Here is a 14,270-nt window from a genome sequence, read left to right on the forward strand (position 1 = left end):
TCAAAGAACTCAAAGGCCGAAGCCCCAAACCGCCGTTCCGCGTCGCCGCATTCGTTAGCGCCGCACCCCGTCGGTGGAGGCGGGTTATAGGCCCCACTCCCAAAACTGTCAAACACCTTTTTGCAAAAAAATGACAGAAATGTCGTTACGCAAAATTTTTGCGCGAAACCATATATAGGTTTCACTTTTATGACCTGCAAGGGCCCCAAAACCCGAAAATCAGGGCCGCATCGGATTGCTCTACGCGATAATGCCGATAAGATGTTCGCGCACAATTCAAGCCACCACAGAATCACCCGCGCCAAAAGCAGCAAATAATCCGGATCAAAGCCCATGCCCGACAATAAAACGCCCCATACATCGCAACATGGTTCGGAAATGAAGGCGTATTACCCCGGCCCCTCAACCCCGATCGAGGTGATCGACATGCATACCGGCGGCGAGCCGCTGCGCATCATTACATCCGGTTACCCCGACATTCCCGGTAAAGATATCCTCGCCAAGCGCCGCTATGCCCGTGACCAGCTTGATCATTTGCGCCGCTTTTTGATGTTCGAGCCGCGCGGTCATTACGACATGTATGGGGCGATCCTTGTTAAGCCCAGCCAGCCCGGTGCCGACCTTGCGGTCCTATTTATTCATAATGAAGGCTATTCGACCATGTGCGGCCATGCGATTCTGGCCCTTGGTCGTTATGCGATTGATTATGGCCTCGTTAAAGCCGTCGCACCGATCACGACGGTTAATATTGAATGCCCTTGCGGGATGGTGCGCGCCGAGGTCGAGGTCAGTGATGACAAAACCGGCAAGGTTCGGTTTTCATCAGTGCCATCCTGCATGTTTGCCAGCGAGCTATCCTTAAAGCTTACTGACGGAACATCGTTTCAAACCGACATCGGATATGGTGGGGCGTTTTATGCCGTTCTTGATGCCGGGCAATTTGATATCGCGATTACGCCGGAAAATGTCCCGGCCCTGATCCGCCTTTCCGATGAAATATGCCAAGCGGTGAACAATAGTGTCACGCTATCCCATCCCGATCACGATGATCTGGCCTTTTTATATGGGGCGATCCTGACCGATGGGCGCGATGCGTATGAGCCGTCCCCGACACGTAATATATGTGTGTTTGCCAAAAACCAGGTTGATCGCAGCCCGACCGGATCCGGGGTCAGTGCAAGGCTTGCCATTCAACACGCCAAGGGATTGATCGCACCGGGTCAGGTCCGGCTGTTTGATAGTGTGATTGGGGCACGCTTTGAAGGATCGGTCGAAGCAACAACCAACTGTGGGCCATATGCGGCCATCACGGCCTCTGTCACCGGCAAGGCGCATTACAGTGGCAAGGCCAGTTTCTGGTATGAGGAGGATGACGTGGTCGGGCGCGGCTTTATTGTTGGCTAAGTCCGCTAATAGAATGCCTTGGAAACCAAACCAAGGATGCAAAGGGATACAAACAGCATCCCTTGGATCGTTATTCGGGGCCTTATGCCTCTTCACGCGCCTTGCGCAGGCATTCCATCAGGCTGTCGGCCGAGCTTTGAATATGGTTACCAAGCAACTCGACGGCTTCTTCGACATTGCCGGCCTTGCAGGCCTCAAAAATCTGATGATGTTCGCGTTCGGCCCGGTCGGTTGCGCCGGACAGGGCCAGCTGCGCCTGGGTAAAGCGCACGGTGTTGTTGCCGATCATGCGCACAATCTCAAGCGTCTTGGGACGGCCCGAGGCACGATACAGGCGATCATGGAATTCACGATTGAGCTCCCCCCACTTGGCAACATCGCCTGAGCGGAACGCTTCGTCATAGACCATCAGGATGTCTTCGACCGATTTAAGGTCGGCCGGGGTCAGGCGCGGGACCGCATGACGCAGAAGATCACATTCCAGCAGCTTGCGGACCTCAAACAGTTCCTCGATCTCATCAAGCGAGAGCTGCGAGACAATGGCGCCTTTGTGTGGCTGGAAGGAAACGAGCCCTTCGGCATCAAGGCGCTGCAGGGCTTCGCGGACCGGAATGCGCGATACGTTATATTCACCCGCGATGGCATCCTGTCGCAATTGATGACCGGCAGGAAAATCACCGGTCAGAATACGTGTGCGAAGATCTTCGGTGACCTGATCGGTGATGGTGCGGCGGGTAAATCGCGGTGTTGCGGTCATTTCAGCTCTTTTATTGTGTTACCCCGACGATACATGGCATGCCGGTCAGTCGAACATTACATTAGCCCGACAGAATTTGTCAGTTTTGCTATTCATAGCGACGGGACTGCCAAGTCGCAATACAATTGCATACTGTAAAATCCCCCACACTTCTTCGATATACGACAAAGGGGGCATGACGCCCCCTTGATCCAATGTCTGCCGCCTGCCCTATTTGACAATAAAGCCATGTGCGTAGGGATCACGATCATCGATGAAAATGGTGTTATATCCGTGCTTTCGCGCCCAGCCTTCAATGCCAGGCACGACGGCATCAAAATCACCGACCTTTGTTTTCTCGACCACGGAGACGCGGAATTGGGAGCCGATGATGCTTTCGTGAACAAGTTCACGTTGGGGGTCCCATTGGCCCTTGGCGACCAGTTGCGCAAGCCGTGCCGATGAGCCGGTACCACATGGGGAGCGATCAATGCCCTTGTCACCGTAGAACACCGCGTTTCGATGGGTGCTGTCAGGCTGGGTCGGCTTGCCGGTCCACTGGATATGCGACAGGCCCTTGATATCGGAATAGAGCGGATGAACAAATTCGTTCTGATCGTTCAGACGACGGCGAAGTTCAGGGCTGATGCGTTGCAGATCGCCCGCGGAGAAATCGGCCATGTCGCGATAGTTTTCCTGCGGCTCGACAATTGCATAGAAATTGCCGCCATAGGCGACATCGACCTTGATCGGGCCAATGTCGGGGCAATCGACTTCGATATCGGTTTTATACAGGAAGGACGGGACGTTGGTGAGCTTGACCGATTCAACGTAATCGCCGACCTGATTATATTCGGCAATCACAAGCCCGGCTGGCGTTTCAAGACGCAGAATGCCCGGCGTTTTGGGTTTTACCAGCCCCTCTTCGATCGCCATGGTTACAGTCCCGATCGTGCCATGACCGCACATCGGCAGGCAGCCGGATGTTTCGATAAACAGCACCGCGACGTCATAGTCATCCGAAGTCGGGTCATAGAGGATCGAGCCCGACATGACGTCATGCCCGCGCGGCTCAAACATCAAACCGGTGCGGATCCAGTCATACTCGGCCAGAAAGTGCGCCCGTTTTTCAAGCATGGTCGCACCATCAAGCTTGGGACCACCGCCAGCAACAAGGCGCACCGGGTTGCCGCAGGTATGACCGTCGACACAAAAGAAACTGCTTTTTGCCATGGATGGGGCCTTAAAAACGATTGATGCGATACGGCGTCATGTCGACCGGGGTTGGCGCGCCGGCAACAAGATCAGAAATCAGACGCCCGGTCGTCGCCGCCATGGTCAGGCCAAGGTGACCATGGCCAAAGGCAAAGAAGGTATTGCTGTGACGCGGGCTTTTGGAAATAACCGGCTTTGAATCCGGCATGGAGGGCCTGAAGCCCATCCATTCTTTGCCACCTTCGCCGTTGAGTTTGGGCAAGATTTCCTTGCCCTTGGCAAACAGGGCCTTGGCACGGTCGTAATTCGGGGCTGCGATCAGACCGCCCAGCTCCACCGCACCGCCGACACGAATACCATCTTCCATCGGAGTAAGAACAAATCCGTCATCGGCACAGATCAACATGCGCGACAGTTCAGCATCATGGTAAGGAACGGTTGTATTGTAGCCGCGCTCGGTATCAAGCGGCACCGGCGAACCCAGACGCTTGGCCAATGTTTTCGACCAGGCCCCACAGGCCACGACCACTGTATCAAAGGTGATCTGATCCCCACCGCCGGTCATGGCCGCACGCGGCTTGCCATCCCGATAGACAAAATCGGTGACATCAGCGGTTTCAAACTTACCCCCGCGATCAAGAAAGTGCTGATAAATCCCCATGACGATCTTATAGGGGTCAAGCACCCTGCCCCAATCTTCGTCCATGATACCGCAAGAAAAGATCGGCGCGATCCCCGGCTCCAGATCTAGAATTTCATCCTTGGTCAAATCGCGGATCTTAATGCCATTGCGCCGGTTGAGATCAATCTCGTACTCCGCAGCACGCCTCGACGCATCTGAGCGATAAACCGCAATCGCCCCTTCCTTTTTACGGACCGCATCGGAAAGGCCGGTTTTGGCAATTACCGGATCATAATCCTCCCAGGCACGGTTGAGCAAAACGGCCACTTCGCTTGCGATCTGTTCGACCCGGCTTTTGGAACTCGCCGCGACAAACCGCATCAACCAGGGCAGCATTTTGGGCAAATAGGACCAGCGCACGGAAAGCGGCCCCAGAGGATCCATCAGCCAGCCCGGGACATTCATCAGGGTGCCAGGCATGGCAATCGGGGCGCATTTACTGACCGCGATGCCGCCGGCGTTGCCAAAGGACGCCTCCATCCCAGGTTCTCCGCGATCGAGGATCGTCACATTATACCCCTTGTCCTGCAGGGCGAGCGCGACATTCACCCCCACAATGCCAGCCCCGATGACAACGGCCTTCTGCCCATTGGTGTGTGGGGACGGGTTTGGGGTTTTGGACTGCGTCATGTCGGGATCTCGCCTGTGAGGGGTGGGCTGGTGGCTTTCGGTAACTCTCTGTCAGATCGCAGTAAACTCCCCCGCGATCTTCACGGAGGAGCTTACTGTTCCATCAAATACGATGCCAGTGCAATCATGGTTTCACAAAACGTGCTCCCAGATCGCTGACACGCGTCATTTTAGAGTGACGGGCGGGTATCGATAGCCTTCTGGATGGTGGCCTTGATGGTTTCAAGTTCTTCACCCACCAGCGGCAAACGCGGTGCACGGACATGCGGTTTGCCAACACCGGTCATTTCCTGGGCCAGCTTGATATATTGCACCAGTTTGGCGTGCACATCCATGTGCAGAACCGGGGTGAACCAGCGATAGATTTTAAGCGCTTCGGTGTATTTGCCTTCGGACAGCAATTTCCAGAGGGCTACCGATTCTTTCGGGAAGGCATCAGTGAAACCGGAAATCCAGCCAACAGCCCCCAGCACCTGGGTTTCCATGACAAGGTCGTCCATGCCACAGAACAGCACGAAACGATCCCCGCAGGCATTGTAGATGTCGGTGATGCGGCGCGGGTCGCCCGAGCTTTCCTTGATCGCGACAAGGTTTTCGACATCCGCAAGCTGATTGAACTCATCGGGCTTGATGTCGATACGATAGGCGCCCGGGTTGTTATAGATCATGATCGGCAGCTTGGTCGCGCCGGCAACCGTGCGGAAATGTTCGATATTTTCGCGCGGATCGGCGGTGTATACCATGCCCGGCAGAAGCATCAGGCCATCGGCGCCAAGCTTTTCGCATTCCTGTACATAGCGGATGGCTGCACGGGTGGAGCTTTCAGCCACACCGGACAGGACCGGGATACGGCCCTTGGTAACTTCGACCGCGAGTTTGAGGACAGCGATTTTTTCTTCGGGATCAAGGGCAGTGTTTTCACCAACCGAGCCCAGCATGACCAAGCCATCAACACCGGCGATGATCAGATCCTCGATCTGTTTGGCCGTCATGTCGAAATCAATCGACCCATCTTCATTCATCTGGGTGGCAACGGCGGGGAAAACGCCAGTCCAGTTTACCTGCATGGAAAAGTAACCTCCTGATATGGCGCGGTGAGACGACCGCGCCCTTTAGCCTGAACGCCCGGATTATCGCGGGCCGCCTTCAATTCATGTATATTGTATACAAAATTAAAAATGGCGATGCAACGGGTTTATTGACCAAAAGAAAAAGGGCCCGAAACCGGACCCTTTCAATGCAATGGATTTTGCGGCACAGAGCAAACAGGTTCACGCTGGCGCAGTCACTGTTGCAGTTGGTTTTTCCTCCATACCCTCATCGCTTGTCACGAAAGCGAGGGTCTTGGCGATGATGACGCTATCGCAAAGTTCGCGTTCAACAAGTGCACGGGCGGCCTTGCCATACCCATCACGCCGCGCGTCATCCTCCATCAGCTCTTCGATGGCATTTGCCAGTGCCGCGCTATCACGCAACGGAACAAGAAGACCGTTCTCGCCGTGATGGACAATCTCGCGGCAGCCCGGCACATCGGTTGCTACCATGGCAAGCCCGCCGGCAGCCGCTTCGAGCAATGATTTCGGTAATCCTTCCCGCCAGGACGGCAGGACTGCCAAATCAGCATCGCGCAAAAGCGCTGCCACATCCGAGCGTTTGCCGAGCCACTCAACCAGGCCTTCCGATTGCCAAGCACGCAGATCACGCTCGCTCGCGCTATCCGGATTAGCCGGGTCTGCGTCACCGACAAGCACAATGCGGTAATTGCGATCTCGCGATTTCAATATTCGGGCGGCTTCGACCAACTCGCCCAACCCCTTCGACCACAGCATCCGTGCAACAAAGATTGCGGTTTTGGGCTGAGCCTTTTCTTCGCCTGCTTTACTCGCCGGACTGAATGCGGAGGTATCAACGCCCGACCCACGGATCAGCGCCAAACGCTTCTCCTTAAAGCCCAAGTTCCGCATCAACGCATAATCATCAGCATTTTGCACGATCACTCGGATCGAGGGACACAGCGCATAAAAACGCATCAAGAGGGAAACGACCTTTCGGACAATCTTGGTCTTTGCACCGTCTGATACAAACAGGAATCCGAGGCCCGTAACCATATTGACCGAACGCTTTGCCCCCACCAGCAAGCTGGCAAAGGATGACAGAACGACACACTGGATCGCCACATTCACGATGACATCGGGATTTTCACGCCTGATCAGGCAAGCGAGCGCCTTGATGGTTTTAAGCGATTTGATCGGGCTTAGGACACCGCGTGCAAATGGAATGTGCACGACACGAAAGCCTTCCTTGCGAAGTTCTTCGGCTGCGGCTCCCGTATTGCAGGCCACAACAACCTCATCTCCACGCACCAAGGCAGCCCGGCCTAGACCGATACGATGTGAGATAAACGACCAATCTTCTCCGCAAACAATCATGGTCTTTCGGCGTTTCGGGCTAGCGTTCTTCGCAAGAACTCTCTCTCGCCTCATAAACGCCAACGCAAATGCCAGCATCAACACACCGAACCACCAAGACGTCCAGAAGGAGTAGTTAAACAGACCCGCAAACCAGTAGGCAGCCATCATCATGAGCGTCAAACCAGCCGCGGCAATTCCATTGTGGCGTACGTCTTTGAATCCTGTCAGGCCAATTATCAAAACAAGCGGAACGACGACGACCAGTCCCGCAATGCCAGTCTCCAGCCAGATTTCCATAAACCAGCTATGTGGGTGCCCGGGCAAAACCGACTGCGTAGAACTGCCGGCAAGTTCATTTGCACCTGGCACCCAGGGCGCTGCGTTGATCCCATATCCAATGAAAGCATGGTCAAACACGTGACTGAACGTGAACTGCCAGATCATTTGCCGATGGACATCAACCAACCACATTGGAAGATAGGGCTCGAACCCTCGCAGATCAGACATATTCCCTGTCACATCACCGAGCCAGGACAGCGACGCAATCACCAAACCGATAATCGCTGCTGCGATCCCCGCCTGGACCAATCGCGATCGAATGAGAAAGGTCGCACAAAACCCAATCGCACCACACGCTGCCAGCATGGCAGCAACGTTTGCCCTGCCATGGGAAACCTCAAGAATTGGCAAAATTGCGAGCGCAACGCCTAGTGAGATAAACCTCAATACATTCTTGCGATCAATTGCATCGAAAACCAGAATCATTGCCCCGAAGATCAGGAAGCTGCCGACAGGCTTCAGGCGCCGTGTAATGTCGAACCGGAAATCAGGCTCCCGCAGGGCTTTTAGGGATAAAATCTCTGGCTGAACCAAGATCGCAACGAGGCAATATGCGACCAGTATCCAGGTCGCATAAACACACGCATCCCAAGCGAGCTTCCACTTCGGTTCGACCAGACGCATCAGATACCAGATGCCCGCAAGCATCGCGAAACGCCCACACCAAGTGCCCAATGACTTTTCCGGTACGACGGAGAAGATCGCGGAAATCAGAAACACAATCAGGGTGGCAACAATCAATCCACCAATCGGCGTTGCGATATCGCGACGCATTTTGCGCCAGGCTTCGCCGTGATCAGCAGACACAACCGCACAAATCAGTGACAGACCAAGTCCGATCCCGAGAGCTGCCCGACCAAAGAAGAATAATGGTGCCGAAATGCCAAACAAAATGGCGGCAATACCAAGCATTGTATCGCGCCAATGCCGGGCCGGGACAGTCTGTTGCATGATGGGCGGTTCCAAATTGAAGTCTGTCACCTTGCTAAACGCGCAGGGCGCGCACGTCAATCATCATTGACAATATCGCGTCGACCGAGCGGCACCACATATGATTTAATCATCCGCACCCTTTTCAACCCATTGGCATTGAGGGCGATGATGACGGAGATGAAGGCCTTGTTGCGTTTCCCCGGTGAACGGAAGCTTGCGCTCACCGCGTGCCCCGTTCTGGAACCGGGCAAGAATGCCGTCCTTGTCAAAACGCATTACTCCGTCATCAGCCCGGGAACAGAATTCACCCAAGCCCGTGAAGCCCGTGCCAACCTTTTACAAAAGGCTTGGCAGCGGCCGGATCTGGTTGCGCTTACCCTGCGTCATCTGAAATCTGAGGGATTGAGCCGCACGCTAACACGTGTCGATCATCGCCTTGGGCAGCCGATGCCGATGGGATATTGCGCGATGGGGCGCGTTGAGGTTACGGGCACCAATGTTTCTGACCTCAAAGCCGGTCAACGCGTTGCCATTGCCGGGATCGGACATGCCAATCATGCAGAGTGGAACCGGGTTTCTGTCAATCTTGCCTGCCCGGTGCCCGATGCGCTGCCCGATCAACATGCTGTGTTTGCGACACTTTATGCTCTGGCCCTGCATGCACTCCGACAGGGCGAGACGTCGATTGGTGATCGGGTTGCGGTTATCGGTGCGGGGCTGATTGGTCAGTTGGTTGCTGAAACCGCAGTTGCCGCGGGTGCCTTGGTGACGGTGATCGAGCCCGACCCGACGCGACGAGATCTTGCTGCGAGAAACAAGCGCATTCAGTTTTTTTCCACCGTGCGTGCGGTACCAAATAACAGCTTTGACAGTGTCTATATTTGTGCGTCGGGCAAGGGCAATCATCGCTTGATCGACGATGCGGCTTGGCTGTGTCGGGATCGGGGGACAATCGTTTGTGTCGGGGATGTCGCCCCGAATGGTGCGCGCAAGGCGCTGTATGAAAAGGAACTCACCATTCGTCAGGTTCGCTCTTACGGGCCCGGGCGTTATGATCCCAATTATGAGGAACGCGGAGAAGATTATCCGCTGGGACATGTACGCTGGACGATCAAGCGCAACATGCAGGCCGCTCTTGATCTGATGGCGGACGGACGGCTTGACCCAACCCTTCTTATTACATCCGAGATTGCCTTTGAGGATATCGCGGATCATTTTGCGAAGGGGCCTGATCCCGCGCAACTGGCAACACTGGTACGATACCGAAAAACAAAGGATGTGCCCGAAACGCCCCCTGCTCCGTCGAAGCCAAAAGCGACGCAGGCCAGTAACCCTGTCCGGATCGGCCTGATCGGCGTGGGCAATTATCTCGGCGGCAATTTGGTACCCTTGCTGCAAAAGCAGCCTGAGGTCGAGATTGCTTCATGCTGTTCGCAAAGCGGATTGGCGGCAGTTGCGCTCGCCAAAAAGGTCGATGGATTACGCATGTGTGGCGGGGCCGACGCGCTGCTTGCGGATCCGGATATAAACAGCGTTATCATTGCCACACGCCATGACAACCATGCCGAGTTGGCCGCCAAAGCGATCGCCGCTGGCAAGCATGTCTGGATGGAAAAGCCGCTGGCGGTTGATCAAGCAGGTCTTGAGTTACTAGGCGAAGCGGTTCTTACCTCGCAGCGGCACATCTTTATGGTCGGGCATAATCGGCGGTATGCGCCGATGGCTGTAAAACTGCGCGGAGCACTCCCACCGGGCGTCAAATATTTCCGTTATCGGGTAAGGATCCAGCCCCTTCCGGCCGATCACTGGCTGCATCAATCTGATCAGGGTGGACGCACGATTGGCGAGATCAGTCATTTTATTGATCTGATCATCAGCCTGGTCGACAGCGAACTGGTCGAACTCACCTGTCACGGGATGGACCGCAAGGCCGGCAACAGCATCTGGCACATGCGGTTTGCCGACGGATCGATTGGAGAAATTAGTTACCTGCTTGGCGACCGACGCGGACCGAAAGAAGTTCTGGAAATTGATGCGCCGAACTTCACCGCAACGCTGTTTGATTGGAAGAAGCTTCGGATCAATGGCCGAACCATTATGCGTCACTGGTTCACGCAGGATAAAGGTCAGGCCGCAGCGATTGATAGCTTTGTGCGTGCCGTTATGGCCGGAGAGCCGCCTGCCCTGACGCCGCAGATCGAAGCTGAAATTGATGTGATGGCAGGTATTCTGAAGGCGGCAACCACAATGCGCGATCTCGCACCTGATTAATGCGGCCCGGCATAGAGGATCAGAAGTGGCAAGGTCAGCATGCTGATGATCGTGGTCAGCAAGATCGTGGTCGATGAACGGTCGATACAGACATTATAGCTGCCCGCGACAATCGCGACATTGGCCCCACTTGGCAGGGCCGCGACCAGTGTAACGATCATCAGCCACAGCGGCGGCAAATCAAAAATGAAATGCCCGACCGAGAAAACCAGAAGCGGCTGCACAAACATCTTGGCCGTGGTGCAGAGCAAGCTGGCACTGAGGTTACCGCGCACCGACTGCCCGTAAAGCCCGGCCCCGACCAGCAAAAGCGCAATGGTCGGGCCTGCGGTACGGAACCGCTCAAGCGTGCCATCAACCATTTCGGGCATGCGGATTTCAAATAGCGACGCCAGAACGCCCAGTACAATCGCCGCAATGATCGGATTTCTTGCCACGCGGGCAATACTGCGAACCACCTTGGGCAGCCAATGGCTATCGCCACCGCGACTGCCCTCAACAATCATGATCGTCATGCCCATCAGGGTCACCGGATGGATCGAAAGAACGATCAGAAGCGGTACAAGCCCCTCTTCGCCATACACCGCCTGTACAAGCGGAATGCCCAGAAGAACGATGTTGGAAAACACCCCGCCCATGGCGGTAATCGCGGCTTCATCTGCCTTGGCGCTCAGCCAGATGCGTGCGGCTGTAAATACCAGTGCGAAGTTGAGCAAAACGCCGGAATAATAACTGCCCCACAGGCGCAAATCGAAATGCGCACTGATGTCGGATTGTGACAGGGTCTGAAACAGCATCGCCGGGATAAAGGCATTCATGGCGATTTTGGCCAGGAACGGAATGCCTTCACGCTTGATGATCTTGATATGGGTAAGCAAGAAACCACACAGGATCGTCAAAAAGACAGGTCCAACTTTTCCGACGATCAGATCAAGCATGTTTCCCCCAGGCGCCATTGGGCAAGGATGCACAGCACTGCGCAACAGATCGGGAAAACCGCGTCGATCACGCAAAAAGAAAGGACAGCATCATTGACGCTGTCCTTGGATAGTACAAATCATTTTACTGACTTACCAGCCCCACACCGCAAAACGATCGGCAAGGCTGCCATGCGTATCAGTCACTTGGGTCAATCAGACGGGTTTGTCTGGACACGTTTGACCGCGTCTTTCCAGCCATCAAGCAATCCCTTGCGGCGGCCCGGTTCGATATCGGGCTCGAAGCTGGCATCAAGGTGCCATTTCTCGGCAATATGATCGAGATCGCGGTAAATACCGGCCTGCAACCCGGCAAAGTAGGCAGCACCCAACGCCGTGGTTTCGGTGACTTCCGGGCGTTCAACGGAAATGCCCAGAACATCCGAAAGCGTCTGACACATCCAGTCATTGGCAACCATGCCGCCATCAACTCGCACGGCTTTTGGCGAAACGCCATCGGCTGCCATGGCCTCGAACAGATCAAAGGTCTGATAACAAACGCTTTCAAGGGCGGCGCGGACAAACTCGCGCGGGCCGGTATCGCGCGTCAGACCAAAGATCGCCCCACGTGCATCCGGATCCCAGTACGGCGCGCCAAGTCCGGTAAAGGCCGGGACCAGATACACACCGTGATTATCATCAAGCGACTTTGCCAGTCCTTCGGTTTCAGCCGCAGACTTGATAATACCAAGCCCGTCACGCAGCCACTGCACAGCCGCCCCGGCGACAAAGATCGCACCTTCGATGGCGTAGCTTGTTTTGCCATTGATGCGATAGCCGACCGTGGTGAGAAGACGATGCTTGGATGTCACAGCCTCATCGCCGGTATTGAGGATAACGAAACAGCCGGTGCCATAGGTGCTTTTGATATCGCCCGGCTCAAAGCAGCATTGGCCAAAGGCCGCGGCTTGCTGATCGCCCGCCATGCCCATAACCGGGATTTCAGCGCCAAACAGATCGGCATCAGTCACGCCGAAATCAGCCGCGCAATCCTTGACGTCCGGCAACATGTTGCGCGGCACGCGGAAGATTTTGCAAAGTTCGTCATCCCAGGCGTTTTCACGAATATTGAAAAGGTTTGTACGCGCCGCATTGGTAGCATCGGTTGCATGTGATTTGCCGCCGGTCAGGCGCCACAACAGGAAGCTGTCCACCGTACCAAACGCCAGATCACCCTGATCGGCCCGTGCACGTGCGCCCGACACATGATCAAGGATCCAGGCAACCTTGGTTGCGGAGAAATAGGGATCGATCAGAAGGCCCGACTTGGCGTTGACGGCTTCTTCAAGCTTGGGATCGCGTTTTTTAAGATCATGACACAGGGCGGCTGTCCGACGGTCCTGCCAGACAATGGCGTTATAGATCGCCTTGCCGGTCTTGCGATCCCAGACAACCGTGGTTTCGCGCTGGTTGGTGATGCCAATGGCTGCGACCTTGGTGATATCAACGCGTGCCAAGGCCTCCTTGCAGACGGCAACAACCGTATTCCACAAATCTTCCGGGTCATGTTCGACCCAGCCACTATTGGGGAAATGTTGCGGAAATTCCTGTTGAGCGACAGATACGGAACGGCCGTTTTCATCAAAGACAATGGCGCGTGAGCTTGTCGTTCCCTGATCAATGGCAAGGATATAGCGCGTTTCTGACATGTTTGTTTTCCTCCCGAGCCGGCAGTTTTCCTGCGATCCGACCCTGCATGCATTGATGCGTTGCGCCCCACCAAGCGACAGGGCCATTGGTTTTATCGCTCTATTTAGAAAAAAATTACGGTAAAAAACAATTCGTTTTCGAAAATTTTTCTGTGTTGCGCTGTCAATATCCTGTTTTGCCGTGAAAAACCAATCCGGTTTCAGCGACCACAAGACGGCAAAATTGGCCGTATTGTTTACGGCACGTCATTTGCATCGATTACGGGAGAGTGAATTTTAAACCGGCATCTTTTTCCCATGGAGGGTTGTAATGGGATTGTATGAAACCCTGGCTGCGGTCACCAACACTGCGCAAAGTGCCAAAAGTGCGGCCAGTTTCCGTCAGACCATTTCATCAAACAGCGTCCCGCTTCCCGAAGAGAAGAAGGAAGAAAATGCCGAGCTGGCCTATATCCGCGAGCATGGCTTTACGACCTATGTGAAAGAGATCGAGGAACGCAAGATCGAAGAAATGCGTGCCAAAATCCTAAAAAGCATGGGGCTGGATGAAGAAAGCTTGGCGGAAATGGATGCCGAGGATCGTCAGGCGATTGAGAAAGCCATCAACGATGCCATTGAACAACGCCTGAATGGCAACACGCTGGCCGAGGCCGAACTTGGCAAATCCGCCGACGGTGATGAAAGCCCGGATGAACGTCGGGATCGTTTGCAGGCAAAGATCGCGTTCAATCCGAATATGTTTGATGTCTTTACCGAGCTGCAGTCTGAACTGCCAAACGGATCCTCACAGTCCATCACTGGCAACGCTGATGAAAATGGCGATGCTTCCGGTGCATCCGGCGCACGGAAGAAAGGCCTGTTTGAGGTTTAAGGCCTGAGGTCCGATGGCAGGCTTGCCTGGTTTGAATACAAAAAGGGCGCTGCGATATGCAGCGCCCTTATACATTGAGAGGCACGAACATTTGGTATGATGTTCGTGCCTCTTTTCATTTGGGAGCCTGCGTATACGCAGGCTCCCGGATC

At 54.9% G+C, this 14,270-nt stretch carries 10 protein-coding genes; 3 read left to right on the top strand and 7 right to left on the bottom strand.

The features are described from left to right. Nucleotides 1-333: 333 nt before the first annotated feature. Nucleotides 334-1,404, top strand: coding sequence for a proline racemase family protein (locus tag ACXAIA_RS20475; protein ID WP_475350986.1), 1,071 nt, complete (start codon nt 334-336; stop codon nt 1,402-1,404). A gap of 82 nt (nt 1,405-1,486) precedes the next feature. On the opposite strand, the gene ACXAIA_RS20480 is transcribed toward ACXAIA_RS20475, so the two are convergent. The 5 genes from ACXAIA_RS20480 to ACXAIA_RS20500 form a co-directional block, all read right to left on the bottom strand. Beyond that, the gene (locus tag ACXAIA_RS20480; RefSeq protein WP_475345386.1) at nt 1,487-2,161 is read right to left on the bottom strand and encodes a GntR family transcriptional regulator; all 675 of its coding nucleotides are present in this window, start codon (nt 2,159-2,161) and stop codon (nt 1,487-1,489) included. Nucleotides 2,162-2,371: 210 nt separating this feature from the next. Continuing rightward, nucleotides 2,372-3,373, bottom strand: a complete 1,002-nt coding sequence (locus tag ACXAIA_RS20485; RefSeq protein ID WP_475350987.1) for a 4-hydroxyproline epimerase — start codon at nt 3,371-3,373, stop codon at nt 2,372-2,374. A gap of 10 nt (nt 3,374-3,383) precedes the next feature. Then, complete coding sequence (locus ACXAIA_RS20490) at nt 3,384-4,667, bottom strand: NAD(P)/FAD-dependent oxidoreductase (protein ID WP_475350988.1); 1,284 nt, start codon at nt 4,665-4,667, stop codon at nt 3,384-3,386. A 170-nt stretch (nt 4,668-4,837) separates the two neighbouring features. Beyond that, a complete protein-coding gene (locus ACXAIA_RS20495) occupies nt 4,838-5,734 on the bottom strand; it encodes a dihydrodipicolinate synthase family protein (protein ID WP_475350989.1) in 897 nt (298 codons plus the stop codon). A 204-nt stretch (nt 5,735-5,938) separates the two neighbouring features. Then, a complete protein-coding gene (locus ACXAIA_RS20500; RefSeq protein WP_475350990.1) occupies nt 5,939-8,158 on the bottom strand; it encodes a glycosyltransferase in 2,220 nt (739 codons plus the stop codon). Nucleotides 8,159-8,527: 369 nt separating this feature from the next. Between ACXAIA_RS20500 and ACXAIA_RS20505 the strand changes: the two genes are divergently transcribed. After that, nucleotides 8,528-10,621, top strand: a complete 2,094-nt coding sequence (locus tag ACXAIA_RS20505; RefSeq protein ID WP_475350991.1) for a bi-domain-containing oxidoreductase — start codon at nt 8,528-8,530, stop codon at nt 10,619-10,621. On the opposite strand, the gene ACXAIA_RS20510 is transcribed toward ACXAIA_RS20505, so the two are convergent. Then, a complete protein-coding gene (locus tag ACXAIA_RS20510; protein WP_475350992.1) occupies nt 10,618-11,559 on the bottom strand; it encodes an AEC family transporter in 942 nt (313 codons plus the stop codon). The genes ACXAIA_RS20505 and ACXAIA_RS20510 overlap by 4 nt on opposite strands. Before the next feature lie 191 nt (nt 11,560-11,750). Next, nucleotides 11,751-13,247 (bottom strand): glycerol kinase GlpK, encoded by a 1,497-nt coding sequence (gene glpK / locus ACXAIA_RS20515; RefSeq protein ID WP_475350993.1) that lies wholly within the window; start codon nt 13,245-13,247, stop codon nt 11,751-11,753. Nucleotides 13,248-13,557: 310 nt separating this feature from the next. On the opposite strand from glpK, the gene ACXAIA_RS20520 reads away from it, so the two are divergent. Beyond that, the gene (locus ACXAIA_RS20520; protein ID WP_475350994.1) at nt 13,558-14,118 is read left to right on the top strand and encodes a hypothetical protein; all 561 of its coding nucleotides are present in this window, start codon (nt 13,558-13,560) and stop codon (nt 14,116-14,118) included. Nucleotides 14,119-14,270: the final 152 nt, after the last annotated feature.

The organism is Thalassospira sp. ABL2_045 (assembly GCF_056161285.1).

Excerpts from the sequence above, each read along its gene's own strand:
- glpK (WP_475350993.1), bottom strand. The coding sequence starts at position 13,247 with ATGTCAGAAACGCGCTATATCCTTGCCATTGATCAGGGAACGACAAGC.
- ACXAIA_RS20505 (WP_475350991.1), top strand. The coding sequence starts at position 8,528 with ATGAAGGCCTTGTTGCGTTTCCCCGGTGAACGGAAGCTTGCGCTCACC.
- ACXAIA_RS20490 (WP_475350988.1), bottom strand. The coding sequence starts at position 4,667 with ATGACGCAGTCCAAAACCCCAAACCCGTCCCCACACACCAATGGGCAG.
- ACXAIA_RS20495 (WP_475350989.1), bottom strand. The coding sequence starts at position 5,734 with ATGCAGGTAAACTGGACTGGCGTTTTCCCCGCCGTTGCCACCCAGATG.
- ACXAIA_RS20520 (WP_475350994.1), top strand. The coding sequence starts at position 13,558 with ATGGGATTGTATGAAACCCTGGCTGCGGTCACCAACACTGCGCAAAGT.
- ACXAIA_RS20485 (WP_475350987.1), bottom strand. The coding sequence starts at position 3,373 with ATGGCAAAAAGCAGTTTCTTTTGTGTCGACGGTCATACCTGCGGCAAC.
- ACXAIA_RS20510 (WP_475350992.1), bottom strand. The coding sequence starts at position 11,559 with ATGCTTGATCTGATCGTCGGAAAAGTTGGACCTGTCTTTTTGACGATC.
- ACXAIA_RS20480 (WP_475345386.1), bottom strand. The coding sequence starts at position 2,161 with ATGACCGCAACACCGCGATTTACCCGCCGCACCATCACCGATCAGGTC.
- ACXAIA_RS20475 (WP_475350986.1), top strand. The coding sequence starts at position 334 with ATGCCCGACAATAAAACGCCCCATACATCGCAACATGGTTCGGAAATG.